A 25,515-nucleotide genomic window follows, 5' to 3' on the forward strand; every position below is an offset into this window, starting at 1 on the left:
TGGTTTCATGAAGACTCCAAAGGAGAGCAAAATGAAGACTCTTGGTATCATCGCAGCAGCTGCCCTGGCCCTTCCGGGCGCCGCGATCGCCCAGACGGCACCTACCCAGTCGGCACCGACGCAGTCGACCATGCCGGCACCGGACAGCACCATGTCGGACCCGGCGATGAGCACGCCTGACACGGCAACCTCGCCGACCATGACGCCGACGCCGACGCAGCCGAGCACGGACATGACCGATCCGAGCGAGGACAGCGCAACGAGCCCGACGTCGCCGTCCACGACGACCCCGACCGTTCCGCCGCAGGGCTGATCTAGTCACTACGGAGCGGGGCCCGGCAGCATTGCTGCCGGGCCTTTGCTGCGTTCTGCACTCAGCGACACGCCTTGCGCGCCCTGTACGGGAGTCACCTCATGCGCTCTGCCATTCTGATCGCAGCCGCCCTAACCGTGGGTAGCCCTGCCGCCGCGCAGCTTGCCGACCGCCTGTCACGCGGCGTGGAGCCCAACGCGATCGATCGCGCGCTCGGTAGCGATCGCGGAGGCGCAGCCGCCTCCGATGCCGCCGCAGCCGATCGGCGGCGTGCGCAGGAGGCCGCACGTGATGCCGCCGCCCGGCGCACACCCCCGCCCACCTCGACGCTGGTCGACGGACCGAACGGCGTGCAACGTCTCGGCGGCGGTGTGACGCCCCCGGCTGCGCCGCCCGCCTCGCTGCCCGGCCCGCAGCGCTGAGCCGCCGGCGTTAACCCATATCTGTCCGATCCGTGGACAGCGCGAAATCTTTACGGGAAATTGGGTAGCTGATCGCCTAAATGGCGCCGGCACGCGGCACCGTCGCCGCATGAGGGACGCCTTGGTTCGATGACGATCGCGCTACATCCTCGCGAGCGCGCGGCGCTGCGCCGGATGCGCCGCCCGGCGCGCCGCCGCGCATGGCAGCAGGCGGCGATGATCGCGGCGCCGATCGTTCTGTTGATTTCCGCGCTCGTGCTCGGCGCGCTCGTCTGGAGCGGCGCCGCCGCCTCGTTGCCGCCGATGGTGCGCGCGGCCGCGTCGCTCGCCGGCGGCGACACCGATGCTTCCACCTTCGCCTCGCCCGGCGATGGCACCACCGGCACCGCGCCCTTGCCCCCGCTCCCCGCCTCGCTGCGCGGGATCGCGGCGACCGCCGCCACCGGCGTCACCGCCGCCCAACCGTTCAGCATGCGCGGCGCCTCCGCGCTGGATCGCGCCCGCGCGCTCGAATGCCTGTCCGCCACCATCTATTACGAGGCCGCCTCGGAGCCCGACGACGGCCAGCGCGCCGTGGCACAGGTGGTGCTGAACCGCGTGCGCCACCCCGCCTTCCCCGCCACCGTCTGCGGCGTCGTCTATCAGGGTGTGGAGCGCGGCACCGGCTGCCAGTTCAGCTTCGCCTGCGACGGTGCCATGGCGCGCATCCCGAACCCCAAGGGCTGGGCGCGCGCGGCGCGGACCGCCGCGGCGGCGCTCGCTGGTTCAGTGTTCGCGCCCGTCGGCCTCGCCACGCATTACCACACCTATGCCGTCACCCCGTCGTGGAACCGCTCGCTGGTGATGACCGACGTGATCGGCGCGCATTTCTTTCACCGGTGGAAGGGCGTGTGGGGCACCGCCGCCGCCTTCCACCAGGCCTATGCCGGGCACGAGCCGCAGCCGCTGCCCCCCACGCCGCGGCTCGCCGATCCGGTCATCGCCATGGAGCGCGCCGTCCCCGTTGCGCCGCCGCTCGCCGCGCTCAGCGGCGCGAAGCCGCGCCTGCTCGAAAGCGGCGCGCCGCTCGCCGAGCCCCCCTCCGCCGCCCCAACGCCCGCCGCCCCGACACCCGAAAGCATCGCCGCATCGCAGATCCTCGATCGCTGGAAGGACAGCGGCAAGCCGTTGCGCTGACCGGCACCCGCGCGGGGCTATTCCATCCCGATCCGCATCGCCGCCGCGCTGACGAACGGCGCGCCCGCCAGCAGCACCAGGCTGACCGCGCCGAGCAGCTTCAGCCCGCCGGCTCCGCCCTCGATCGCGCCCGCACCGAAGATCAGCAGCGGGATGGCGAGCGGCAGCAGCACCAGCCCGGCGACTGCGCCGGCGCCGCGCAGGCCGGCGGTCAGCGCGCCCGTCGCCACCGCCAGCGCGGCGAGCCCCGGCGTGCCGATCGCCAGCCCGGCCAGCACCGTGACCGTCGCGGCCGAATCCAGTCCGAACAGCGCCGCCGACAGCAGCGCCGCGCCCATCACCGGCGGGGCAAAGGCAAGCCAATGCCCCGCCATCTTCGCCGCCGCGACGACCGGAAGCGAATAGCCGCGCACCGCCATCTGATCGAGCACGCCTGTCTCCAGGTCCGGCGCGATCAGCCGCTCCACCGGCAGCAGCGCGGCCAGCAGCGCCGCCGCCCAGATCACCCCGCCGCCGACGCGCGCCAGCAGCCGCGCATCGGGCCCGATCGCAAAGGGGAACAGGATCGCGACCAGCAGGAAGAACCCGAGCGTCAGCGTCGCCCCGCCTCCGGCGTAGCTGCGCCGCACGTCACGCAGCACCAGCGCGATCATGCCGCCTCCGCCACGCGATATGCCGCCAGATCAAGAGTCGCCGCGCCGGCGACCGCCAGCGGCTGGTGCGTCGCGATCACGGCGATCCCGCCGCGCTCCCGATGCCGCGCCACCGCCGCCTCCAGCAGCGCGATTGACGCCATGTCGAGCCCCGTCGCCGGCTCGTCGAGCAGCCACAGCTCCGCCCCGCTCGCCAGCACCCGCGCCAGCGCCGCGCGCCGCCGCTGCCCGGTCGACAGCAGCCGCACCGGCACATCGCCAAGCTCCGCCAGCGCCACATCGTCCAGCGCGCGCGCCACGCACCCCGCCGGATCGGCCACTCCGTCCAGCATCGCCCAGAAATGCAGCGCCGCGCCCAGCGTCCGGTCGCCGTCGAGTGCGCTCGCCTCGCCCAGCAACGCAACGCGCCCGCTCAACGCCACCTCGCCCTCGAACGGCGGCAGCAGCCCCGCGATCATGCGCAACAGACTCGATTTGCCGCAGCCGTTCGCGCCCGTCACCACCAGCGCGTCGCCCGCCGCGAGCGGGCAGGAGACGCCCGCGAACAGCAGCCGCCCGCCGCGCCGGCACGCCAAGTCGCTCAGCGCCAGCGCCGCGCTCAATCGGCCACCGCGTCCTCTAGCGCGTGCATGTCGTCGTCGCTCAGCCCGAAATGATGGCCGATCTCGTGGATGGTGACATGCGCCACCAGATCATCGAGCCGCACCCCCGTTTCGCACCATTCCGCTAGGATCGCCTGGCGATACAGATGGATGCGGTCGGGCATCGCGCCCGAATCGAACGACGATTTGTCGCCGATCGGGCGGCCGTGATACACGCCGGTCAGCTCCAGCGGATGCTCCAGCCCGACGCTCGCCAGCGTCTCGGCATCCGCCTCCTCCTCGACCAGCAGCACCACGTCGCCCAGATGCGCGCGAAACGCCTCGGGCAGCCGCGCGATCACCTGGCGCGCATGCCGCTCGATCGCCGCCAGCGAGGGCGGTTCGCCGGGAAGGTCTTGTCCGCTCATCCGTGTCGCCATAGGCGTTGCCCCTCCCACGCGACAAGCATGTCGAAAAGGATCCGGATTGTGGTCGATCAACTGAGCGAAGCCGAACGCGCCGATGCGCTCGATAGCCTGGCGGACTGGGACTATGACGAGGGCCGCGACGCGATCACCCGCACCATCGTCTTTACCGATTTCGCCGAGGCCTTCGGCTTCATGACGCAGGTCGCGCTGATCGCCGAGCGGGCGGACCATCATCCCGAATGGACCAATGTGTGGAATCGGGTGGAGATCACACTCACCACGCATGACGCCGGCGGCCTGTCCGAACGCGACGTCGAGCTCGCCACCGCGATCGACGCGATCCTCGACGGCTAGGCGTTACCGCCGGCTGCGCACCCCGGTCATCGCCGCGCCGCCCGCCAGGGTCAGCCCGGCGAGCACCGCCAGCACGGCGGTGAAATCGTCGGGCGTCGCCAGCGTCCAGGTGAGCAGCGGGCCGAGCAGCGCGGGCAGCGTATTGGCGAGGTTCAGCAGCCCCAGGTCGCGACCGCGATTGGCTGCGCTGGGCAGCAGCTGCATGGCAAAGGCGGCGTGCAGCGCCAGGAACACCGCCGATCCGACGGCATAGAGGGCAAAGCTCGCCGCCGCCCAGCGCCAGTCGCTCGCCAGCGCCATGCCCGCCAGCCCCGCGGCGGCGACCACCGCTCCGCCCAGCAGCACCGGCTTGCGCCGCCCGATCCGGTCCGACACCCGCCCCGCGACCAGCGCGATCGGCAGCGAGAGGACATAAGCGAGCGTCAGCAGCTGCCCCACCTGCGGCGCCAGCGCGCTTGCCGCCGCGCGCGGCACGATGCTCTGGAAATAATACAGCAGGTACAGCGACATGGCATTGCCCGCGACCTGCACCAGCAGCCGCGCACCCCACGCCAGCACCAGGTCGCCGCGCCGGATCGCCACCTCCGGCCGCGCGGGCAGCACGACCAGTGCGGCCCGGGCGGGGATCAGCAGCAACGGCAGGCACGCGGCGACGACGATCCCCGCCAGGATCAGCAACCGCAGCGCTTCGCCCGCGCCGGAAAGCCCCACCAGCATCGCCGATACGGCCGACGCGATCGGGACGGCGGCCGACAGCAGCCCGCCCGCCACGCCCTTTTGCGCATCGGGCACCTCGTCCGCCATGATCGCCACCAGCGGCGCGAGCAGCGCATTCACCGCCACCTGGAACAGCACCACCGCCGCCATGATCGCCGGCCCGCTATCCGCCATGATCACCGCGCCGAACGACAGGCACGTCGCGCCCAGCCCCAGCGCCGTCCACCGCCGCCGGCCGCCGCCCGCGCGCATCGACCGATCGCTCAGCCAGCCGAACAGCACATTGGCGCCGCTCGCCGCCAGCGCCCCCACGATCACGATCGCGCTGAACAATTCGATCCGCGCCGCCCCGGCGAGCTGCGCGACCTTCAGCGGCAGCAGCAGCGACAAGAGCGGCAGATAGGCGATGACCCCGCCGGCATAGGCCAGCGCATAAGCGACGAGGAACGCGGCCGATCGCCGTTTCTCGCTGGTGTCTTGGATAGGGATGGCGGCAGGCTGGATCATGGCGTCGTCGGGCTACTTGTGCGCCCCGCCATCGCCGCGTGCAATGTGGGTCCGGCTGTGCTATGGCCCCGCCAGAGTTACTTCTGACGCAGGCGGACAACGATCGGCCTTTCCGTCAACCCTAAGGGTTGCAGTGCGCGCCAGATGAGCCACTTAGGGACCAAGCATGACATTTGAATCACTACCCGCGCCGCTCGCCGGTGCGCTCGCCGAGCGTGGCTACGAAGCGCCCACGCCAGTCCAGGCCGCCGTGATCGAGCCCGACGCCGCCGGCCGCGACCTCATCGTTTCCGCCCGTACCGGATCGGGCAAGACCGTCGCCTTCGGCATGGCGATGGCGGCCGAGCTGCTGGGCGAGGACGACCGCATCATTCCCTCGCGTGAGCCGCACGCTTTGGTCATCGCGCCGACCCGCGAACTCGCGCTGCAGGTCAGCCGCGAGCTGATCTGGCTCTACGGCCCGACCGGCGCACGCATCGTCACCTGCGTCGGCGGCATGGACGCCTCCAAGGAACGGCGAAACCTCAACCACGGCGCGCATATCGTCGTCGGCACCCCCGGCCGTCTGCGCGACCACCTGGAGCGCGGCGCATTGGAGCTTTCCGCGCTGAAGGTCGCGGTGCTCGACGAGGCGGACGAAATGCTCGACATGGGCTTCCGCGAGGATCTGGAAGAGATCCTCGACGGCACGCCGGAGGGCCGCCGCACGCTCCTGTTCTCGGCGACGATGCCGAAGCCGATCGTGGCGCTCGCCAAGCGTTACCAGAAGGACGCGCTGCGCATCTCGACCGTCGAGGAGGATCGCGGCCATGGCGACATCAGCTACCAGGCCGTCGCCGTCAGCCCGTCGGACATCGAACATGCGGTGATCAACCTGCTGCGCCTGTATGAGGCAGAAACGGCGATCCTGTTCTGCGCCACGCGCGACAATGTCCGCCACCTCCACGCCAGCCTTGTCGAGCGCGGTTTCGCCGCCGTGGCGCTGTCGGGCGAGCACAGCCAGAACGAGCGGAACGCCGCGCTGCAGGCGCTGCGCGACCGCCGCGCCCGCGTCTGCGTCGCGACCGACGTCGCCGCGCGCGGCATCGATCTGCCGAGCCTCAGCCTCGTGATCCACGTCGAGCTGCCGCGCGATGGCGAGACGCTGCAGCACCGTTCGGGCCGCACCGGGCGCGCAGGGAAAAAGGGCACCGCGGTGCTCATCGTCCCCTATCAGCGCCGCCGCTGGGCCGAATCGATGCTGCGCAACGCCAAGATCCCGGTCGAATGGGTGCCCGCACCCACGCCCGAGGACGTGCGCGCCAAGGATCGCGATCGCCTGCTCACGCAGCTGCTCGCCCCGGTCGAGGTGGAGGACGAGGATCGCGCGCTCGCCGAGAAGGTCATCGCCGAGAAGAGCCCGGAGGACATCGCCGCCGCGCTGGTCCGCGCCTATCGCGCCGCCATGCCCGCGCCCGAGGAGATCGTCGCCGCCACGCCCGAGGCGCATCGCGCCGCGCAGCGTGAAAAGCACCGCCCCGGCTTCGACGACGTCGTGTGGTTCCGCATGAACCTCGGCCGGCGCCAGAATGCCGATCCACGCTGGATCCTGCCGCTGATCTGCCGCCGCGGCAATCTGACCAAGAACGATGTCGGCGCGATCCGTATCGGTCCGAACGAGACGGCCTTTCAGGTGCCGCGCGCGCTGGCGAACAAGTTCATGTCCGCGGTGCAGAAGACCGCGACCGCCGACGATGACGTGATGATCGAGGTGTCCGAGCAGCCCTCCGGCAACCCGGTCCGCCCGCCCGCCGGCACGCGCCAATATGCCCCGCGCCCGACCAACCCGCGCGGTCGCGGTGACGGCCCGCCCCGCGGCGGCCCGGCACGCGGTGGCCCGCGCCGCGGCAGCACCGAGCGGCGCTGATCCGCACGCTAAGCCATCCCGCCGGTAACGCGCCGGCGGGATGATCGGGCGAAGTGGCAGTTTAAACCACCTGACTTAATTCCCGTTGCGCGCGGCGCGCCCGCCATCTACGCCCCTTTCCCAACGGCCATCAGCGCCATGGGGAGAGAGATGATGCGCACCATTCAGTTGCAGAAGCCCGGCGGGCTCGATCGGCTTCAGGTCACAGACACCGAGCGCAAGGCCCCGCGCCGCGGCGAGATCGTCGTGCGCGTCGGCGCGAGTTCGCTCAACTTCCACGATTATGCCGTGGTCGCCGGCATGATCCCGGTCGAGGACAGCCGCGTGCCGATGTCCGACGGCGCGGGCGAGGTGATCGAGGTGGGTGAGGACGTCACCGAATTCGCAGTCGGCGACAAGGTCGTCTCCACCTTCTTCCCGCACTGGATGGATGGCGAGCCCGATCGCGCGGTGATGGGCGACGTACCCGGCGACATGGCGGACGGTTTCGCGCGCGAATATGTCACCAATGCCGCCACCGCCTTCACCCGCGCCCCCGCCGGCTTCTCCGATGCGGAGGCGGCGACACTCACCTGCGCCGGCCTCACCGCGTGGCGTGCGCTCGTCGTCAACGGCCAGGTCAAGGCGGGGGACACCGTGCTGGTGCAGGGTACCGGCGGTGTCTCGATCTTTGCGTTGCAGTTCGCCAAGGCGGCGGGTGCAACCGTGATCGCCACCTCCTCGTCGGACGAGAAGCTGGAGCGATTGCGCGGCATGGGCGCCGACCACCTCATCAACTACAAGAGCCAGGAAAATTGGGGCGAGGTCGCGCGCGGCATGACCGGCGGCCGCGGCGTCGACCATGTGGTCGAGATCGGCGGCTCGGGCACCATGCCGCAGTCGATCGTCGCCACGCGCACCGGCGGGCATATCGCGCTGATCGGCGTGCTCGCGGGCGTCGGCGGCCATGTGCCGACCGTGATGGTGATGCACAACAACCAGCGGATCATCGGCCTCACCGTCGGCGCGCGCCGCCACCAGCAGGACATGGTCCGCGCGATCGAGGCGAACGGCATCAAGCCGGTGATCGACCGCCACTTCCCGCTCGAACAGATCGCCGACGCCTTCCGCCATCAGGAATCGGGCAAGCATTTCGGCAAGATCGTGCTCGACATCTGAGCGGCCGGCACTCGGGCGGTGCCGCGATGCGCGGCCCGCCCCGCTGCCAACATTTCCCCTACGGCATTGCCAGCGCCGCCCGCCCCCGGATAGTACGGCAAACATATTGTCGTTTTTGGGGGATTTCATGAGGTTCTACACGGCATCGCTCGTGTCCTTGGCCGCGCTTGTCGCGCATGGCGCCGCTGCGCAAGGCACCACCCCCGCCGCCAAGCCCAAGTGGGACGTGAACGCCCCCGCCGGCGCCGCCATCCGCCAGGTGCCGATCCGCACCAGCGAAGGCAGCTGGATGGACGTGGACGTCAGCCCCGATGGCCGCACGCTCGCCTTCACGCTGCTCGGCGACATCTACACCATGCCGATCACGGGCGGCACGCCGACGCGCATCGCGGAAGGGCTCGCCTATGAGGTGCAACCGCGCTTCTCGCCCGATGGCCGGCGCATCGCCTTCACCTCCGATCGCGGCGGCGGCGACAACATCTGGGTGATGAACCTCGACGGCAGCGACAAGCGCCAGGTGACCCGCGAGGACTTCCGCCTGCTCAACCAGCCGAGCTGGAGCAAGGACGGCCGCTTCATCGTCGCCAAGAAGCATTTCACCACCGGGCGTTCATTGGGCACCGGCGAGGTGTGGATGTACCACGTATCGGGCGGCGCCGGCGTGCCGCTGGTCAAGCGCCCCAACGAGACGCACCAGAAGGAACTGGGCGAGCCGATCTACGCCGCCGATGGCAAGTCGATCTTCTACACCCGCAACGTCACGCCCGGCCCGATCTTCGAATATGCGCAGGATTCGAACACCGACCTGTTCGATATCGAGCGCTACGATCTCGCCAGCGGCGAGGTGACCAAGGCCGTCACCGGCGCCGGCGGCGCGGTCCGCCCCACCCCCTCGCCCGACGGCAAGAAGATCGCGTTCGTCCGCCGCGAGGCGACCCGCTCGAAGCTCTACGTCAAGGATCTCGCCTCGGGTGAGGAGCGCAAGATCTACGACGATCTCGATCAGGACGTGCAGGAAACCTGGGCGGTCACCGGCGTCTATCCCAACATGGCGTGGCTCCCCGACAATTCGGGTCTCGTCTTCTGGGCCAAGGGCAAGATCCGCCGCGTCGATGCCGATGGCGGCAACGCGCGCGAGATCCCCTTCACCATCGATGAAACGCGCGGCCTGATCGACGGCCCGCACCCGCAGATCGCGGTCGCGCCCGATCGCTTCACCACCGCCATGCCGCGCTTCGCCAGCGTCTCGCCCGACGGCCGCGAGGTGGTGTTCGAAACGCTCGGCAAATTGTGGGTGAAGCCCGTCGCCGGCGGCACCGCGCGCCGCCTCACGCGCGGCGACGACGGCTTCGAGCTGTTCCCCAGCTGGTCGCCCGACGGCAAGAGCCTCGCCTTCGTCAGCTGGACCGACGATGGTCTCGGCCGCCTGCGCGTCATCGGCGCGAACGGCGGCAGCGCGCGCGACGTGATCGGCCAGCCCGGCCATTACGCCCGCCCGCGCTTCTCGCCCGACGGCAAGACCATCGTGTTCGAGCGTACCGGTGCCGGCGGCCTCACCAGCCCGCGCTGGTCGCAGGATGCCGGCGTGTACCGCGTGGCGACCAGCGGCGGCGCCGCCAGCCTCGTGTCACGCGGCGCCGCCTCGCCGCAGTTCGGCGCCGGCAACGATCGCCTGTTCATGCTGGAGGACGAGCGCAAGGACGGCAAGTCGGTGCGCCAACTCGTCAGCACCGACATGTCGGGGCAGGACAAGCGCGTCCACGCGACGGGCGAGCTCGCGACCGATTACGTCGTCTCGCCGACCGGCGAATATGTCGCCTTCCGCCAGAATTACGCCGCTTATGTCGTGCCGCTGATGCGGGGCGGGCAGACGATCGCGCTGTCGCCCGATACCAAGGCGCTGCCGGTCACGCGCGTCAGCGCCGGCGGCGCGGATTACATGAACTGGTCGAACGACGGCACGCGCCTGCACTGGAGCCTCGGGCCGACGCTCTACACCGTCGAGACCGCTAACATGTTCGCCGCCGCTCCCCGCGCGGACGGCACCCCCGGCTTCGTCCCGCCGACCGCTGGCGTTTCGCTCGCGATGGAGCAGGCCGCGGCCAAGCCGACCGGCACCGTTGCGATCACCGGCGCGCGGCTCGTGACGATGGCGGGCACCGATGGCGGCATCATCGACGATGGCGTGGTGGTGATCCGCGGCGACCGCATCGTCGCGGTCGGCCCGCGCGCCTCCACCGCGATCCCCGCTGGCGCCACCACCGTCGATGCCGCCGGCAAGACGATCATCCCCGGCCTGATCGATGCGCACGCCCACGGCCCCGCCGGCAGCGACGAGCTGGTGCCGCAGCGCAACTGGTCGATGATGCAGAATCTCGCGCTCGGCACCACGACGATCCACGATCCGTCGAACCGCGCCAGCGAGATCTTCACCGCATCGGAATATCAGCGCGCCGGCCTGATCCTCGCCCCGCGCATCTTCTCCACCGGCGAGGTCGTGTACGGCGCCAAGGCGGCCGATGTGTATGCGCAGATCGACAGCCTGGATGATGCCATGTCGCACGTCCGCCGGCTGAAGGCGCAGGGTGGCCATAGCGTCAAGAACTACAACCAGCCGCGCCGCGAGCAGCGCCAGCAGATCACCGAGGCCAGCCGGCGCGAGGGGATGCAGGTCGTGGCGGAGGGCGGCTCGATCTACGGGCTCGACGTCACCCACATCGCCGACGGCAACTCGACGGTCGAACACAACATCCCGCTGGAAACCTTCTACGACGACATTCTGCAGTTCTTCGCCGCGTCGAAGACCAATTACACGCCCACGCTCGTCGTCACCTTCGGCGGCCTCGCTGCCGATCCGTACTGGCGCCAGCATACCGACGTCTTCGCCAATCCGCTTCTTCAGGCACACACCCCGCCGACCAAGCTGCTTGCGGACAACGCCCGTCGCCTGATGGCGCCGGAGGGCGATTTCGTCGACGACGACAATGCGCGCGAGGCGCACAAGCTCGCCAAGCGCGGCGTGCTCGTGTCGATCGGCGCGCACGGCCAGCAGGCCGGCATCGGCGCGCATTGGGAGCTGTGGTCCTTCGTGCGCGGCGGCATGACCCCGCTCGAGGCGCTGCGCGCGGGCACCATCGTCCCCGCCCAGTCGCTCGGCATGGCGCAGGACATCGGCTCGCTCGAGGTCGGCAAGCTAGCCGACATGGTGGTGCTCGATGCCGATCCCACCGCGGACATCCGCAACAGCGACAAGGTCGCGCAGGTGATGCTCGGCGGCCGGCTGTATGACGCCAAGACGCTGAACGAAGTGGCGACCGGCACCGCCAAGCGCGGGCCTTATTTCTGGGAAACCGGCGCCACCAGCGCACAATGATCGTCCCGCCTCGCCCTTGAGCCCCTTTTCCCGGTCGCCGCGCGTCCAGCACGGCGGTGACCGGGCTGTTCCCCCCAGGAGTACAACCCTATGGATCGTCGCACCTTTCTCGGCAGCACCGGCGCCGCTGCCCTTGCCAGCGCCGTGCCGGCCGCCGCGCAGCAGGCCACCACAGCGACAACAGGCAAGAACCCGAACGACGCGAAGCTGCACGCGATGCTCGATCAGTTCTTCTACGCGCGGATCGACGACAATCCCGAAGGCGCCACCGCGCTCGGCCTCGACAATGGCGCGCGCGCCGCGCTCAAGTCGAAACTGAACGACGCCTCGGCCGCCGGCGTGAAGGAGGATCTCGCCCGCGCGAAGGCGGAGCTCGCCGCGCTGCGCCAGATCAACCCCGCCTCGCTCTCCCCCGCCGCGCGGATCGATTACGAGGTCGTCTCCTATCAGCTCCAGCGCAGCATCGCTGGTGGTGAGCAGTTCACCTACGGCGCCAGCATGGGCCGGTTCGCGCCCTATATCCTGACGCAGCTGACGGGCGCCTATCGCGAAGTGCCCGATTTCCTCAGCTCGCAGCACCGCGTCGCCGATGCCGCGGACGCCGACGCCTATCTCGCCCGCGTTTCGGCCTTCGCCACCGCGATCGACCAGGATACCGAGCGGCAGCGCGCCGATGCCGCGCGCGGTGTCTTCGCGCCCGATTACATCCTCGACACGACGCTCAAGCTGATGGGCGGTCTGCGCGATCAGCCCGCCGCCGCGACCGTGCCCGTGACCGCGCTCGCCACCAAGCTGAAAGCCGCGAACCTCCCCGACGATCGCGTCGCCCAGGCGACCAAGATCATGAACGATCAGGTCTTCCCCGCGCTCGATCGCCAGCGCGCGCTCGTCACCGAGCTGCGCGGCAAGGCGTCGCATGACGCCGGCGTCTGGCGCCTTCCCGATGGCGAGGCCTATTACGCTGCTGCCGTCGAGGCCGCGACCACCGTCGCCATGCCGGGCGAGGAGGTCCACCGCCTCGGCCTCGCGCAGGTCGCCGAGATCACCAACCGCATCGACGGCATCCTGAAGGCGCAGGGCATGAGCCAGGGCACCGTCGGCGAGCGGCTCGTCGCGCTCAACCAGCGCCCCGATCAGGTTTATCCCAACACCGACGCCGGCAAGGAACAGCTGATCGCGCAGCTCAACCGCCAGGTGATCGCGATGCAAAAGCGCCTGCCCGAGCAGTTCGCCTTCATTCCCAAGGCCCCGGTCGAGGTGCGACGCGTGCCCAAGTCGATCGAGGCGGGCGCGCCGGGCGGCTATTACCAGAACGCCGCGATCGATGGCTCGCGTCCGGGCATCTACTACATCAACCTGCGCGACAGCTTCGATCGCCCGAAATTCGGCCTCGCCACGCTGACGCATCACGAGGCGGTGCCCGGCCACCACCTTCAGGTGATGACCGCGCTTGAATCGCAGGATATCCCGCTCATCCGCCGCCGCGGCGGGTTCAGCGGCTATACCGAGGGCTGGGCGCTCTATTCGGAGCAGCTGGCGGACGAGATGGGCATGTTCGAGGGCGATCCGCTCGGCCAGGTGGGCTATCTCCAGTCGCTCCTGTTCCGCGCCACGCGGCTCGTCGTCGACTCGGGCCTCCACCACAAGCGCTGGAGCCGCGAAAAGGCGACCGAATATTTCATCGCCACCACCGGGATCGCGCAGGGCCGCAGCCAGAACGAGATCGATCGCTACACCGTCTGGCCCGGCCAGGCGACCAGCTACAAGATCGGCCACACCGTCTGGGTGCGCCTGCGCGACGCGGTGAAGAAGAAGCAGGGCGCCGCCTTCGACCCGCGCACGTTCCACGCGGTGCTGCTCGACGGCGCCATGCCGCTCACCATCCTCGAACGCATGGTGACCGAGCGGATGCTGAAGGCCTGACCACCCAATCCGTCATCCCCGCCTTTGCGGGGATGGCGTTTGTGTTAGGAGCAGGGGCAAAAGACGGGAGAGGCAGCAATGCAAAGCTATGACGACGTGGTGAACGGCCGCCGCAGCATCCGCGGGTTCAAGCCCGATCCCGTCCCCCGCGCGCTGATCGAGGAGATCCTCGCGCTCGCCCTGCGCACACCCTCCTCGCTCAACACCCAGCCGTGGAACTTCACCGTCCTGACCGGCGAACCGCTCGACCGCATCCGCCAGGGCAATACCGAGCGCAACCTGGCCGGCGTGCCCCACTCGCGCGAATTCCGCCTCGGCGAGGAGTACGGCGGCGTCCACCGCGAACGGCAGATCGAGATCGCCAAGCAACTCTTCGGCGCCATGGACATCGCGCGCGAGGACAAGGAAAAGCGCCACGATTGGGTGCTGCGCGGCTTTCGCCAGTTCGACGCCCCCGTTTCGATCGTCGTCACCTATGATCGCGTGCTGCTGGGCAGCGACATCGCGCCGTTCGATTGCGGCGCCGTCACCACCGCGCTCGTCAACGCCGCCTGGTCGCGCGGGCTCGGCTGCGTCATCAACAGCCAGGGCATCATGCAATCACCCGTGGTGCGCGAACACGCCGGCATTCCCGACGATCAGGTGATCCAGACCTGCGTCGCGATGGGCTGGCCCGACGACACCTTTCCCGCCAACGCGGTGGTCTCACGCCGCAAGCCGGTGAGCGAAGCGGCACGGTTCGTGGGGTTTGCGGAGTAGGCAGAGCGACAAGCAATTGGAGTATAGCGCGAGCGGAATGGCGGCTTTTGGGAGGAGAGCGGACATTGCGGCCTTTCCTCGCTGCGAATAGCGGTCGGTCATGACTGAAGAACAGGCGATGTCTGGGAAAGCCATTTACGAGGTGTTCTTCGAGCACGGCGAGGTGCGATCAGATTTCAAAAAGGAGTTCATTTCGCTGTGGCCGGGGTGGCTGGGTAAAGAACGGCTTCACCTGTTGGATGAGGTCAGTGAAGACAAATGGCTGAGGTTTAACCGAATGCTGTTGGCCGCCTTCGGAGCCTTCCACATGGGGGTAGTCGATCATTCAAACGAAACAATTAAATTTCCTGCACGTCTGGAGCCGTTCTTAAGCGACCATCAGGAAGCCATGCAAAAGGACGCGAGCCAGTTCCTTCAGTTTGTCATCCCCGCGATGAATTGTGTGATCACGGAAGATTGGGATTACACCTACATTCTCTGGCACCGAGACGTAGATACGCTGGAAGCGATAAAGCCGCTTCTTTCCGGGGCGAGGCTCGAACACTTTTCTGATTAGCGCCTTCACCATATGCAAGCTCAGATCGCGCTCTCGAACGTCCGCTATTGGGCGACTTCTGCCACTCTCTCCATCGTCATCCCCGCGAAGGCGGGGATCCATAACCTTTGAACCTGACAAGAAAAGCAGGCGCTGCGTTTTTGGATTCCCGCCTTCGCGGGAATGACAGGGACCTAGCTTCTGCAGACGGACCGCTCTCTCCGCCCCCACCCCCCAAAAGGCACGGCCCGCATCGACAGCCATCCATCTGCCGATACGAGCCATACCCTCACACTCGCCGAAACGAGCCGAACCCGCCGGCAAGGCCGCGTGGAGTGCCGCGACCCCGCCCCGCTACGGGCTCATCCGAACAGGAAAGAGGTCCGCTCCTCTCCCCCGCCCAGCCCAGGATACCATCGCCCCGAAACGCCCCATGGCGCCTCAGCGCGGAAACCTCTTGTCCAACCAGCCAAGCAGCGCGCGGTTCACCGCGTCGGGATATTCCTGCTGCGTCCAATGGCCCGATTTCTCCACCAGCACCCGCTCCAGATCGGGGACATAGCGCTCCATGCCCTCCGTCATCGCGGGGCTCAGCACCACGTCATTCTCCGCCATCACCATCAGCGATGGCACGTCGACGCGCTCGACCAGATCGGCCGACGCCTGCCAGTTGCGCGTGAAGTTGCGATACCAGTTGATCCCGCCGGTGAAGCCCGTCGCCGCGAACGTCTCGGCAAACGCCGCAATCTCCTCGTCCGACAGGAACTGCTGCGAGTCGTTCTCGGCATCGTAGAGCTTCAGCCCCTCGCCCAGCGCCAGCGTCCGCTGCTCGGCGGGCAGTTGCTCATATTCCTTCAGCGTCATCTGCGGCTTGCGCATGAAGAAGCGCATCGACCGCTCCGGGTCGGCCGCCAAGGCCGCATCCGCCTCGCCCGGCTTCTGGAACCAGACGATATACATGTCCTCGCCATAGGCCGCGCGCATCCCCGCGATCGGGTCGATCTCGCCGCGCGGCAGGAATGGCGTGTTCACCCCGATCACGCCCGCGCACCGCTCGGGGTAGCGCAGCGCGAATTGCCACACGACCATGCCGCCCCAATCGTGCCCGCAGGGGATCGCCTTTTCGATGCCCAGCGCGTCCATCATGCCGGCGATATCGGCCGTCAGATGTTCGAGGTCGTAATCCTCGATCCGCTCCGGCCGGCTGGTCAGGCCATAGCCGCGCTGGTCGGGCGCGATCGCCCAGCGCTCCGCCTTCTCGAACGCATCCAGCTGATGCCGCCACGAAAAGGCCAGCTCGGGAAAGCCGTGGCAGAAGATCACGGGCACGCCCTCGCCCTTCGGCCCCACCTCGTAATAGGCCATGCGGATGCCGTTCGTTTCCACGAACTGCACCGGCGGCATCGCGGCGGCGAGCGCGCGCGGCGCCTCCATCGGCAGGCTCATGCGCGCAGCTCCGGCCGCACCACCACCTTGCACTGCTTTTCAGGATCGGCGAGCGCGACAAAGGCTGCGGCCACATCGTCCAGCCCCACCTCGTCGGTGATCGCCGGCAGCACGTCGATCTTGCCCTCGGCGATATTGCCCAGCGTCGCGGCGAATTCGTCGGCGGTGTAGCCAAGCACGAAGCGGAAATCGATCTGCTTGTTGATGCACAGGAACGGCTCGATCTTGTCGGTTTCCATGCACACGCCGGCCACGATCACCTGCGTGCTCACCGGCACCGATTCGATGATGTTCTGCAAGACGCCCGGCACGCCGACGCATTCGAAGACGATCGCGCGCTTGCCTGTCTGCCCGCTCATCATTGCCGCCATCCGCTCCGACGAAGTGCGCGGTACGCCCAGCTCGCTCCACTTGGTGTGCGGCGATTCCTTGGCCGGATCGACGATCACATCGGCGCCCATCTTTTCCGCCACCGCGCGCCGCGCGGGCGAGAAATCCGCCGCGACGATCGGCCCCAGCCCGCGCGATTTCAGCGCCGCGATCACCGCCAGCCCCACCGGGCCGCAGCCGATGACGAGATTCACCGTGTCCGGCCCCGCTGCCGACATGGCGACGGCATGTTCGCCCACCGCGAACGGCTCGGTCATCGCCGCCTGAATGTCGCTGAGGCCATTGGGCACTTCCAGCAGCATGGCCTCGCTCAGCACCATCCGCTCGCTATAGCCGCCGGGATAGGTGTTCGAATAACCGATCGCTTCATAGCCCTCCGGCTTCATCGCGATCGGCATGGAAACGACGCGCGTGCCCGCCTTCAGCGTCTTCGCCGATCCGGGGCCGTGGTCCAGGATCTCGGCGGAAAATTCATGGCCGAAGATCATGTCCTTGGACGGATCGGTGCGCGGCTTCTCGCCGGTGCGTGCGCCCAGCTCCAGCATGTTCTCGAACGAATGCACCGCGTGGAGGTCAGACCCGCAGATGCCGCAGGCCAGTGTCTTCACCAGCACCTCGCCCTGGCCGGGCGTGGGATCGGGCACCTCGTCGCACACCAATTGCTTGTTGCGTCTCACCACGGCGCGCATGGCAGCCCCTCCCTATGCTGTTGCCCGGCTTTCTCGCCGGATCATGCCCAGCATGGTGACGCGTCCCGCCGCCAAGCGCAACCCGCATAATCATAACGCGTTTGTATTTCTTGCGATTGGTCGCGTTTCGGACTATTCGGCGTGCCGGGATGATGGAGAGAGCCATGTCGGACACGAGCGTTTCAGACCGGTCGGGCGAGCAGGTGGTGGTGGTCGGGGCCGGCATCGCCGGTCTGTGCACCGCGCTGCGACTCGGCGGGGGCACGCGCCGCGTCACGCTGCTCGAACGCGACGATGCGCCGCCAGAGGGCGGCCCCGATGTGGCGTTCGATCAATGGCAGCGCCGCGGCGTCGGCCAGCTGCGCCAGAGCCACGCGTTTCTCGCCCGGCTGCGCAACATCATCCGCGACGAGCATCCCGCGCTGCTGGCGGATCTCTACGCTGCCGGCTGCCGCGACATCACCTTTGCCGACATGCTGCCGCCCAGGATGAAGGCGCAATATGTGCCGCAGCCCGGCGACGCCGATCTCACCATCCTCACCAGCCGCCGCACCACGCTGGAGCTGGTGATCCGCCGCTATGTCGAGCGGCTGCCCGGCGTCACGATCCGCAGCGGCGTGAAGGTCCGCGCGCCGATCTCGCACCCCGACAATCACGGCACCATCGTTGTGACCGGGGTGGTGGCCGATACTGCGGCGGGCCGCGAGGAAATCACCGCCGACGTGGTGGTCGATGCCGGCGGCAAGGCGGCGAACCTCATCGAACAGCTCATAAAGGCCGGCGCGCCGATCGCGGAGGCGGCCGAAACCGCCGGCGTGCTGTATTTCACCCGCCATTACCGCCTGCTGGACGGGCAGGAGGAGCCGCCACGCGGCGACGTCCCCGCGTCGGGCGATCTCGGCTATCTCAAGTTCGGCGTCTTCCCCGCCGACAACCGCCGCTTCTCCATCACGCTCTGCGTGCCCGAGATCGAGCATGCGCTGCGCCGCGCGGTGATGGACGGCGATACCTTTCAGCGCATCTGCATGGCGATGCCCGGCATGGCGCCATGGGTCGATCCGGCCGTGTCGGAGCCGGTCGGCAAAGTCATCGGCATGGGCGATCTGCACAGCCGCTGGCGCAACCTCGTCGTTGACGACAAGCCCGCATTGCTCGGCTACTTCGCGATCGGCGACGCGCTGGTGCGCACCAACCCGCTCTACGGGCGCGGCTGCTCGCTCGCCGCGGTCAGCGCCGGCGTGCTGCGCCGCGCGCTCGACAGCACGCGCGATCCCGCCGCCCGGCTCGGCATCTACCATCGCGGCATCCAGGCGGAGGTGAAGCCTTATTACGATCTGATGCTGAAGCAGGATCGCGCCGCCATCCGCCGTGCCCGCGCCACGCTCACCCCCGATCACCGCCCCCGGCTGAAGGCGCGGCTGGCCAAGAGCTTCGTCGAGGACGGCATCACGATCGCCGCCCGCTCGGACGTTCAGCTGATGCGTGCGATGATGCGTGGCTTCCACATGCTCGAGCATCCCGAGGCATGGCTGAAGCGCCCGCAGAACCTCAGCAAGGTGCTCGGCTATTGGGCGCGCGGCCGCCGCCTCAACGCCGACGCCTACGCCCCCCAGCCCGGCCCCGACCGCCCCGAACTGATGGCCACCATAGGCCTCGACGCGCGCGCGGACATGCTGAAAGCGGCCTGATCGGGGCATGGCAAGGTAACTGGCCAGCGCCGCGGCATTGCCGGCCAGAAGAGGCCGATTAATTGCCGCTACCCGGCCGCCGCACCACGATCCGTGGCCAAATTTCTCCGCTCAGCCGGCGGTCGCGCCGATCTGCGCATCAATCGTCGCGAACAATGTGCCCGCCGCCATCTCGTCGCGCGTCTGCTCGGGGTGCAGCGTCGCCCGATGGTCCAGCGCCACCAGCTCGCGCGGCACATACCAGTGCAGCGTGTCGGAATGATATGCTTCCCACACCGTCTCGGCCACCTCGCGCGGCGGAATGGCGCGGAAAACTCCCGTTTTCGGCGCTGCCGCCGCTGCGCCCTCGGGCAGGATCGGGGTATCGATCAGCGCCGGCAGCACGTCCGCCACGCGCACGCCGAACGGCTTCAGCTCGATCGCCAGCGCCTCGGTCAGCCCCTTCACCGCATGCTTCGTCGCCGAATAGACCGCGATCATCGGCATGCCGTACGTCGCAGACGACGAGGATGTGGTGAAGCACAAGGATCCCGGCGTCGCCTTAAGCAACGGTATTGCCAAGTGAATTCCGGTCAGCACGCCGATGAAGTTCACTTTCACGACCGCCAGCACATCGGCCCACGGCTGGTCGGCAAACGGCCCGCCGCGCCCGATCCCGGCATTGTTGTACAGGATGTCCAGCCGCCCGCCGCTCGCCCCCGCAAACCGCTCCAGCGCCGCGGCATAAGCGTCGCGGTCGGTCACATCCAATTGCTGGATCAGGCAATTTTCCGCGCCAAGCTCTTCTTCCAGCGCCGCGAGCCCTGCCCTGTTGACATCGACCCCGCCGACGAACCAGCCCTCGCGCGCGAACAGCCGCGCCGTCTCCAGCCCCATGCCGGACGCCGCGCCGGTGATGAAGATCGCCTTGCGACCATTCGCCACCCCGCTCACGCCAGCGCTCCTGCATTCCGCGCGCGCACGGTACCGATCCCGGTAATCGCCTCGGCCATGGCCCTCTCCTCTGTTCGTCTTTGCCACCCAAGCTAGGCCGCACCCGCACGGCTGACCAGAGACTTTGCAAACGCGTTATGGAAATTTACCACCCCGCCGTTGCAGCTTGCGCCCGCGCCGCCTATCGATCGGCCATGCAAAGGGAATTGGGGTGAGCCGGCGCGAGGACGCCAAGGCGGAGCGTCGGCGGCGGATCATCGCCGCGGCACGCGATCTGATCAAGGAAACGGGCGATACCGGCTTGTCGATGCGCGCAATCGCTGCGCGCGCCGGCGTGTCGCTGACCACGCCGTACAACCTGTTCGGGTCCAAACGCGCCATCGTCATCGCGCTGCTGGAGGACGTACGTGAATTTCACGAGCGTTTCTCGCAACTTCACCGCGTCGGCGCCACCGACCGGATCTTTCAGGCGGTGTCGATTTCGCTCGCCTATCTTGCCGACGATCCCGAGTTTTACCGTACCTTGTGGACCGAGGCGCTGCGCTTCGACAGCAAGGAATTGCGCGGGGAATTGCAGACACCGCAGCGTTACGGCTTCTGGTGGGCGCTTCTCAACGAGGCGAAAAGCGATGGTGCGCTGCTTGCCGCGGTGGAAATCGATCCGCTGCTCCGCGCGCTGGACGCGGTTTACGTGGCAGCAATGCTGGCCTGGGTCCTGGGCGGGATCGAGGTGCACGAGCTCGAGGCGCATGTCGGCTACGGCTACGCGATAACGTTGCGCGGCGCCGCGACGGGGGCGGCTGCCGAAAAGCTCGAGCAGCGACTGATCACGTATCAGGAGGAGCAGCAGCGGCACCGCGCAAGCGCCGCCGCTGCCTGACCTGCCACCGCGCCGACATTTCCGGCGCAGTGGCAAGATCGGCTGGATCAGCCGCCTATTGCATCCAGCGCCTGGCTGAAGTCGGCGATCAGATCCTCGGCGTCTTCCACGCCGATCGAAATGCGCACCAGATTGTCGGTGATGCCCAGCGCCGCCTTGCGCTCGTCGGCGACCGACAGGTGGGTCATGCCGGCGGGGTGGCTCGCCAGCGTCTCGGTACCGCCCAGGCTGACGGCCAGCTTGGCGATCTTCAGCGCGTCAAGGAAGGCGAACGCCTCCGGCTCGCCGCCCTTCAGATACAGCGAGAAGGTCGAGCCCGCGCCGCTGCAATGGCGGCGATAGATATCGGCCTGCCGCTTGTCCTCGCCCCGCTCCAGAAAGCCGAGATAGCCGACCTTCTCCACCTTCGGGTGCGCGGCTAGGAATTCGCACACCTTGGCGGCATTCTCGCCCGCCCGGCTCATGCGCAGTTCCAGCGTTTCTAGGCTGCGGAGCAGCATCCATGCGGTGTTCGGATCGCAGATCGTGCCGATCGTGTTGCGCATGGAGCGGATCGTGTTGATGTGCTCCTTGGAACCCAGCACGCCGCCCGCCACCAGGTCCGAATGGCCGCCGGCATATTTGGTCAGCGAATAGACCACGATGTCCGCGCCCTGCTGCAGCGGCTTCGCCCACAGCGGCCCGAGGAACGTGTTGTCGATCGCGATCGGCGGCTTGCCGTCGCCGGTAAAGATCGCGTCACGGCTCGCCGCGACGGCCTCCACATCGACCAGCGCGTTGGTCGGGTTGGCGGGGCTTTCGAGATAGATCAGCGCGACATTGCCGGTCGCCGCCTCGGTCAGCACCTTGTCGATTTCCTCGCGCGTCGCGCCGGCCGGAAAGTCGAGCCACTTCACGCCGAACTTGCCCAGGATGCGCGCGATCAGCGTCTCGGTGGCGGCATAGAGCGGCCCCGAATGGACGATCGTGTCGCCCGGCTTCACCATCGACAGGAACAGCGTGGCGATCGCCGACATGCCGCTGGAGAAGGCGAGTGCATCCTCGGCATCCTCCCAGACGCTCAGCCGGTCTTCGAGGATTTCCTGGTTGGGGCCGTTGAAGCGCGAATAGACGAGGCCCTCCGCGCCGCCCGGCCGCTTGCCCGTCACGCCCTCGAAATGGCGCTTGCCCGCCGCGGCATTGGGAAAGACGAAGGTGGAGGTGAGAAAGATCGGCGGCTTCAGCGATCCTTCGGACAGCGACGGATCATAGCCGTGACCCATCATCAGCGTGGCCGGCTTCAGCTTGCGGCCGCCGATCTCGTCCACCTTGGGCTTGGGCGCAACGCGCGGCGCAACGCCGGTGAGATCGGCTTCGGTTTCGTTCGACATTATCTTGGCTCCGCTGGGGAAGAGGCGCGGTCCCGCGCCATGAGCGGATGCCTAGCAGCAACGATCCGGTCTGGCGATCAGCCTGCGGTATAGGGTGTGAACGGCCCGATGGCGCAGCTCCCGGTCTGGAACCGTGCGGCTCTATCGACCGTGGTGGCGATATCGCCGCGACACAGCCGAGGCCCGAACTGCCGCGTCACCAGCGCATCGCCGCGCGCCACATTCTCGCACCCGCCCGCGGTTTCGCTAACGTACATGCGATCGCGGCTTTCGCGATAGATCAGCTTGGTGCCGATCGCCTCCAGCGACACGTTGCGAAAGCGCGTGTCGATGCAATCGACCGGCTGCTGCGGGGTCAGGCGCGCCAGCTCTTTCTGCAGCCGGATCTGCTGCCGCTCGTACGGCCCGGGCCGCTTGTCACCGGCAGCACAGGCCGCCGTCATCCCGGCCGCGCCCACTGCTGCGGCAAGTGCAAAGGAAATCAACATCTTGGCCATTGTCGTGCCTCCTGTCGGCCGCTCAGCACTACAACGCCGCTACCCGCGAAAACTATCCTTCGCGGCGCGATATGCCGCCAATTGCTCGGCGCTGGTGGCGCGCAGGAACGGATTGGTGGCGCGTTCGTCGCCGATCGTCGTCGGGATCGTCGCTTCGCCGGCGGCGCGCGCCTGGTTCACCCGTTCCAGGCGCGCCTTGATCGCCGCATTATCGGGCTCGGCCACCACCGCATAACGCCCGTTCGACTGGGTATATTCGTGCCCGCAATACACCTTCGTCGCGTCGGGCAACGCGGCGTAGCGCTGCATGTTGCCGAACATATCCGCCGGCGTCCCCTCGAATAGCCGGCCACAGCCCATCGCAAACAGCGTGTCGCCGGTGAAGATCACCGCATCGTCGGCGAAGTGGAACGCCACATGCCCCTGCGTATGCCCCGGCACCGTCATCACCACGGCCTGGTGCTGGCCGAGCGACACGCTGTCGCCCTCGCCGACGCCGCGGTCGACCGCGCCGATCTTCTCGCGTTCCGCCTCCGGTCCAGTGACCGTCGCGCCGGTCGCCGCCACGATGCCGGCATTGCCGCCGACGTGATCGGGGTGCCAATGCGTGTTCCAGATCTCACCGATCGTCCAGCCGCGCGCCGCCGCGGCATCGAGCAGCGGCTGCGCCTCGCCCGGATCGATCACCATTGTCGCGCCTCTATCCGGATCGTGCACCAGCCAGCTGTAATTGTCGCTGAGCACGGGCACGCGAACGATCTCAAGTGGCGACATGGTAGCTCCCTTCAACACGCGCGATCAGGCGACGACTGCCATACCGGCACGGTGCCGCCCGCGAGAGGTCCCGCGGGCGGCCCGGCCGACTTACCAGCTGCCGGTATTCGGCATCGACGCCCACGGCTCCTGCGGCGGCTTAGGGCCGTTCAGCTGCAGCAGCTCGATCGAGATCCCGTCCGGCGTCTTCACGAAGGCCATGTAACCGTCCCTCGGCGGGCGGTGAACGGTATAGCCGGCGTCCAGCACCGCCTGACACGTCGCGTAGATGTCGTCGCAATCATACGCGAGATGCCCGAAATTGCGCCCGCCGGTATATTCCTCCGGCGCGCTGCCATCCTCGGCCGGCCAGTTGTACGTCAGTTCCACCTCGGCCCGCGCGCGCTCGCCGGGGCCGCGCATGTCATCGGGCGTGGCGAGAAAGATCAGCGTAAACCGGCCCGCCTTGCTGTCGGTGCGGCGCACTTCCTCGAAGCCCAGCACCTTGAAAAAGGCGATCGTCTTGTCCGGATCGGCTACCCGGATCATGGTGTGGAGATACCGCATCTATCCTCCAGATTATGGCTGTTGATTGCCCGTGAACTGCGTCAACGCACGAGCCGCCGATTGGCCCGCCGGCTTATCGGGCGCGATCCGCACCGCTTCGCCCCACGCCGCCTTCGCGCCCGCCTCGTCGCCGCTGGCGGCGGCGATGTTGCCGGCTTCCAGCTGCACCTGCGCGTCGTCTGCCGCCCGGCGCAGCGCCTGTGCAATATCGACCTTCGCACGCGACAGATCGCCCGTGCGCCGCGCCCAGGTGGCGGAAAGCAGCCAGGCCAGCGGATCATCCGCTGCGTCCTTTAACGCCAGATCGAGGTCGGCGCGCGCGGTCGGCAGGTCGCCCAGCGCCACCAGCGCCCGCGCCCGATCCAGCGCCGCCTCGCCCCGCTCTAGTCCCGCCAGCGTGCCCGACGCCAGGGCCGCATTCAGCGCGGCGCGCGCCTTGGCCGGCTCCTGCCCCGCCAGCCAGGCATTGCCGGCCTGCGCCCAATAACGCGCGGCCAGTCCGTCGCGGGCAAGCTCTGATACGCGCGCCGCTTCCTCAAACGCGGGCGCCGCCGCGATGAACTGCCCCTGCTCCGCCAACGCCAGGCCAAGGCACGCGCGCCCGTCCGCGCTGCGATCGCTTATGGCGCGCTGCTGCGCCGCGACCGGATCGGTGAGGGCGAGCGCCGCGCATCCCGGCGCGACCGGGGCGGCGGATACCTGCAGCGCCAGCGCCAGCAGGATCATGCCAACACGCCCTCAACGGTGCGGATCAGCAGGGCGATGTCCGCGTCGCGCGACAGGCGATGGTCGCCGTCCTTCACCAGCGTCACCTGCACGTCGTCGCCGCGGATCAGCTCCGCCAGCCGCACCGTTTGCGCCCACGGCACATCGGGGTCGCGCTGGCCGTGGAGCAGCCGCATCGGAACGTCGAGCGCGATAGCGCCGTGCATCAGCCGATTGGCTTCCCCCGCCTGCCAGAAACGGCGAGTGTAGACGGTCGGCTGCGGCCCATAGGGGTTCGGCCGCTCGAGCCGGCCATGCTGGAGGATGTAGAGCTTTTCTTCCTGGCTGAAGCCCCAGTCGGTGAAATCGGGCGCTGCGGCGATGCCGACCATTGCCTGAACGCGCTCGGGCCGGGCCAGCGCGGCCAGCAGCATGATCCACCCGCCCATCGAGGAGCCGACCAGCACCACTGGGCCTTCCACCGCATGATCGATCATCGCCAGCGCGTCGTCGCGCCAATCGGCCAGCGATTGCTCCTCGAACGCGCCCTCGCTGGCGCCGCATCCCGCATAATCGAAGCGCAGAAAGGCGCGCCCGCTCTCCCGCGCCCAGCTTTCCAGCGCGAGCGCCTTGCTGCCGGTCATGTCCGAGGCATAGCCCGGCAAGAAGACGATCGTCGGGCCGCTCCCCTGCGTCAGGTGATAGGCAAGGCGTGGACGCTGCGGGTCTGTCATGCGGCGCGATGTAGCGACGGGCCGGGCCAAGCGAAAGGCGGGCGTCTCGTCGCCGGCG

25 protein-coding genes are annotated in these 25,515 nt (G+C 68.4%); 12 read left to right on the plus strand and 13 right to left on the minus strand.

Annotated features, from left to right (window positions below; translation table 11 throughout):
* Positions 1-31: 31 nt before the first annotated feature.
* The 3 genes from SPDO_RS16685 (at position 32) to SPDO_RS08750 (ending at position 1,911) form a co-directional block, all read left to right on the plus strand.
* The gene (locus SPDO_RS16685) at positions 32-313 is read left to right on the plus strand and encodes a hypothetical protein (RefSeq protein WP_143559622.1); all 282 of its coding nucleotides are present in this window, start codon (positions 32-34) and stop codon (positions 311-313) included.
* Positions 314-414: 101 nt separating this feature from the next.
* Positions 415-735 carry a hypothetical protein gene (locus tag SPDO_RS08745; RefSeq protein WP_088367120.1) on the plus strand — a complete coding sequence of 107 codons (321 nt, stop codon included), beginning with the start codon at positions 415-417 and terminating at the stop codon, positions 733-735.
* Between the two features lie 129 nt (positions 736-864).
* Positions 865-1,911 (plus strand): cell wall hydrolase, encoded by a 1,047-nt coding sequence (locus SPDO_RS08750; protein ID WP_245829330.1) that lies wholly within the window; start codon positions 865-867, stop codon positions 1,909-1,911.
* A 17-nt stretch (positions 1,912-1,928) separates the two neighbouring features.
* Here SPDO_RS08750 and SPDO_RS08755 read toward each other — a convergent pair whose 3' ends face one another.
* Genes SPDO_RS08755 through SPDO_RS08765 form a run of 3 tightly spaced genes read right to left on the minus strand, consistent with a single transcriptional unit; the run spans position 1,929 to position 3,573 of the window.
* Positions 1,929-2,564 (minus strand): heme exporter protein CcmB, encoded by a 636-nt coding sequence (locus SPDO_RS08755; RefSeq protein WP_088367121.1) that lies wholly within the window; start codon positions 2,562-2,564, stop codon positions 1,929-1,931.
* Positions 2,561-3,166, minus strand: a complete 606-nt coding sequence (ccmA, locus tag SPDO_RS08760; RefSeq protein ID WP_088367122.1) for a heme ABC exporter ATP-binding protein CcmA — start codon at positions 3,164-3,166, stop codon at positions 2,561-2,563. Before ccmA ends, SPDO_RS08755 begins: the two co-directional genes overlap by 4 nt.
* Positions 3,163-3,573, minus strand: a complete 411-nt coding sequence (locus SPDO_RS08765; protein WP_245829332.1) for a metallopeptidase family protein — start codon at positions 3,571-3,573, stop codon at positions 3,163-3,165. Before SPDO_RS08765 ends, ccmA begins: the two co-directional genes overlap by 4 nt.
* Before the next feature lie 39 nt (positions 3,574-3,612).
* On the opposite strand from SPDO_RS08765, the gene SPDO_RS08770 reads away from it, so the two are divergent.
* A complete protein-coding gene (locus tag SPDO_RS08770) occupies positions 3,613-3,927 on the plus strand; it encodes a 4a-hydroxytetrahydrobiopterin dehydratase (RefSeq protein WP_425441941.1) in 315 nt (104 codons plus the stop codon).
* 3 nt (positions 3,928-3,930) lie between these two features.
* Here SPDO_RS08770 and SPDO_RS08775 read toward each other — a convergent pair whose 3' ends face one another.
* On the minus strand, positions 3,931-5,151 hold the full coding sequence (locus SPDO_RS08775) for an MFS transporter (RefSeq protein WP_088367124.1): 1,221 nt from the start codon (positions 5,149-5,151) through the stop codon (positions 3,931-3,933).
* A 166-nt stretch (positions 5,152-5,317) separates the two neighbouring features.
* On the opposite strand from SPDO_RS08775, the gene SPDO_RS08780 reads away from it, so the two are divergent.
* The 6 genes from SPDO_RS08780 (at position 5,318) to SPDO_RS08805 (ending at position 14,826) form a co-directional block, all read left to right on the plus strand.
* Complete coding sequence (locus SPDO_RS08780; RefSeq protein WP_088367125.1) at positions 5,318-7,057, plus strand: DEAD/DEAH box helicase; 1,740 nt, start codon at positions 5,318-5,320, stop codon at positions 7,055-7,057.
* 153 nt (positions 7,058-7,210) lie between these two features.
* Positions 7,211-8,215, plus strand: a complete 1,005-nt coding sequence (locus tag SPDO_RS08785; RefSeq protein WP_088367461.1) for a zinc-dependent alcohol dehydrogenase family protein — start codon at positions 7,211-7,213, stop codon at positions 8,213-8,215.
* Positions 8,216-8,342: 127 nt separating this feature from the next.
* A complete protein-coding gene (locus tag SPDO_RS08790; protein WP_088367126.1) occupies positions 8,343-11,588 on the plus strand; it encodes an amidohydrolase family protein in 3,246 nt (1,081 codons plus the stop codon).
* Between the two features lie 90 nt (positions 11,589-11,678).
* Complete coding sequence (locus SPDO_RS08795) at positions 11,679-13,511, plus strand: DUF885 domain-containing protein (protein WP_088367127.1); 1,833 nt, start codon at positions 11,679-11,681, stop codon at positions 13,509-13,511.
* A 78-nt stretch (positions 13,512-13,589) separates the two neighbouring features.
* Positions 13,590-14,270 carry a nitroreductase family protein gene (locus SPDO_RS08800; RefSeq protein WP_088367128.1) on the plus strand — a complete coding sequence of 227 codons (681 nt, stop codon included), beginning with the start codon at positions 13,590-13,592 and terminating at the stop codon, positions 14,268-14,270.
* Positions 14,271-14,370: 100 nt separating this feature from the next.
* Entirely contained in the window at positions 14,371-14,826 is a 456-nt protein-coding gene (locus SPDO_RS08805; RefSeq protein WP_088367129.1) for a hypothetical protein, read from the plus strand.
* 420 nt (positions 14,827-15,246) lie between these two features.
* Here the strand turns inward: SPDO_RS08805 and SPDO_RS08810 are convergent, their stop codons facing one another.
* The gene (locus SPDO_RS08810) at positions 15,247-16,251 is read right to left on the minus strand and encodes an alpha/beta fold hydrolase (RefSeq protein ID WP_245829334.1); all 1,005 of its coding nucleotides are present in this window, start codon (positions 16,249-16,251) and stop codon (positions 15,247-15,249) included.
* Entirely contained in the window at positions 16,248-17,330 is a 1,083-nt protein-coding gene (locus SPDO_RS08815) for a zinc-binding dehydrogenase (RefSeq protein ID WP_088367131.1), read from the minus strand. Before SPDO_RS08815 ends, SPDO_RS08810 begins: the two co-directional genes overlap by 4 nt.
* Before the next feature lie 164 nt (positions 17,331-17,494).
* Here SPDO_RS08815 and SPDO_RS08820 point away from each other — a divergent pair, with 164 nt between their 5' ends.
* Positions 17,495-19,018, plus strand: coding sequence for an NAD(P)/FAD-dependent oxidoreductase (locus SPDO_RS08820; protein ID WP_088367132.1), 1,524 nt, complete (start codon positions 17,495-17,497; stop codon positions 19,016-19,018).
* Positions 19,019-19,129: 111 nt separating this feature from the next.
* Here the strand turns inward: SPDO_RS08820 and SPDO_RS08825 are convergent, their stop codons facing one another.
* Positions 19,130-19,951 (minus strand): SDR family oxidoreductase, encoded by an 822-nt coding sequence (locus SPDO_RS08825; protein WP_245829335.1) that lies wholly within the window; start codon positions 19,949-19,951, stop codon positions 19,130-19,132.
* Positions 19,952-20,162: 211 nt separating this feature from the next.
* On the opposite strand from SPDO_RS08825, the gene SPDO_RS08830 reads away from it, so the two are divergent.
* A complete protein-coding gene (locus SPDO_RS08830) occupies positions 20,163-20,831 on the plus strand; it encodes a TetR/AcrR family transcriptional regulator (protein ID WP_158212170.1) in 669 nt (222 codons plus the stop codon).
* 47 nt (positions 20,832-20,878) lie between these two features.
* On the opposite strand, the gene SPDO_RS08835 is transcribed toward SPDO_RS08830, so the two are convergent.
* From SPDO_RS08835 to SPDO_RS08860, 6 genes are all read right to left on the minus strand, one after another.
* On the minus strand, positions 20,879-22,201 hold the full coding sequence (locus tag SPDO_RS08835; RefSeq protein ID WP_088367134.1) for a cystathionine gamma-synthase family protein: 1,323 nt from the start codon (positions 22,199-22,201) through the stop codon (positions 20,879-20,881).
* A 77-nt stretch (positions 22,202-22,278) separates the two neighbouring features.
* A complete protein-coding gene (locus tag SPDO_RS08840) occupies positions 22,279-22,698 on the minus strand; it encodes a hypothetical protein (protein WP_088367135.1) in 420 nt (139 codons plus the stop codon).
* A 39-nt stretch (positions 22,699-22,737) separates the two neighbouring features.
* Entirely contained in the window at positions 22,738-23,472 is a 735-nt protein-coding gene (gene gloB, locus SPDO_RS08845; RefSeq protein WP_088367136.1) for a hydroxyacylglutathione hydrolase, read from the minus strand.
* A 90-nt stretch (positions 23,473-23,562) separates the two neighbouring features.
* Positions 23,563-24,018 (minus strand): VOC family protein, encoded by a 456-nt coding sequence (locus SPDO_RS08850; protein ID WP_088367137.1) that lies wholly within the window; start codon positions 24,016-24,018, stop codon positions 23,563-23,565.
* A gap of 12 nt (positions 24,019-24,030) precedes the next feature.
* Positions 24,031-24,744: a tetratricopeptide repeat protein gene (locus SPDO_RS08855; RefSeq protein ID WP_088367138.1), complete on the minus strand. Its 714-nt coding sequence runs from the start codon at positions 24,742-24,744 to the stop codon at positions 24,031-24,033.
* The gene (locus SPDO_RS08860) at positions 24,741-25,457 is read right to left on the minus strand and encodes an alpha/beta fold hydrolase (RefSeq protein WP_088367139.1); all 717 of its coding nucleotides are present in this window, start codon (positions 25,455-25,457) and stop codon (positions 24,741-24,743) included. The genes SPDO_RS08855 and SPDO_RS08860 overlap by 4 nt, the downstream gene beginning before the upstream one ends.
* Between the last annotated feature and the right edge of the window lie 58 nt (positions 25,458-25,515).

The organism is Sphingomonas dokdonensis, from assembly GCF_002197685.1.
GTDB lineage: Bacteria > Pseudomonadota > Alphaproteobacteria > Sphingomonadales > Sphingomonadaceae > Sphingomonas > Sphingomonas dokdonensis.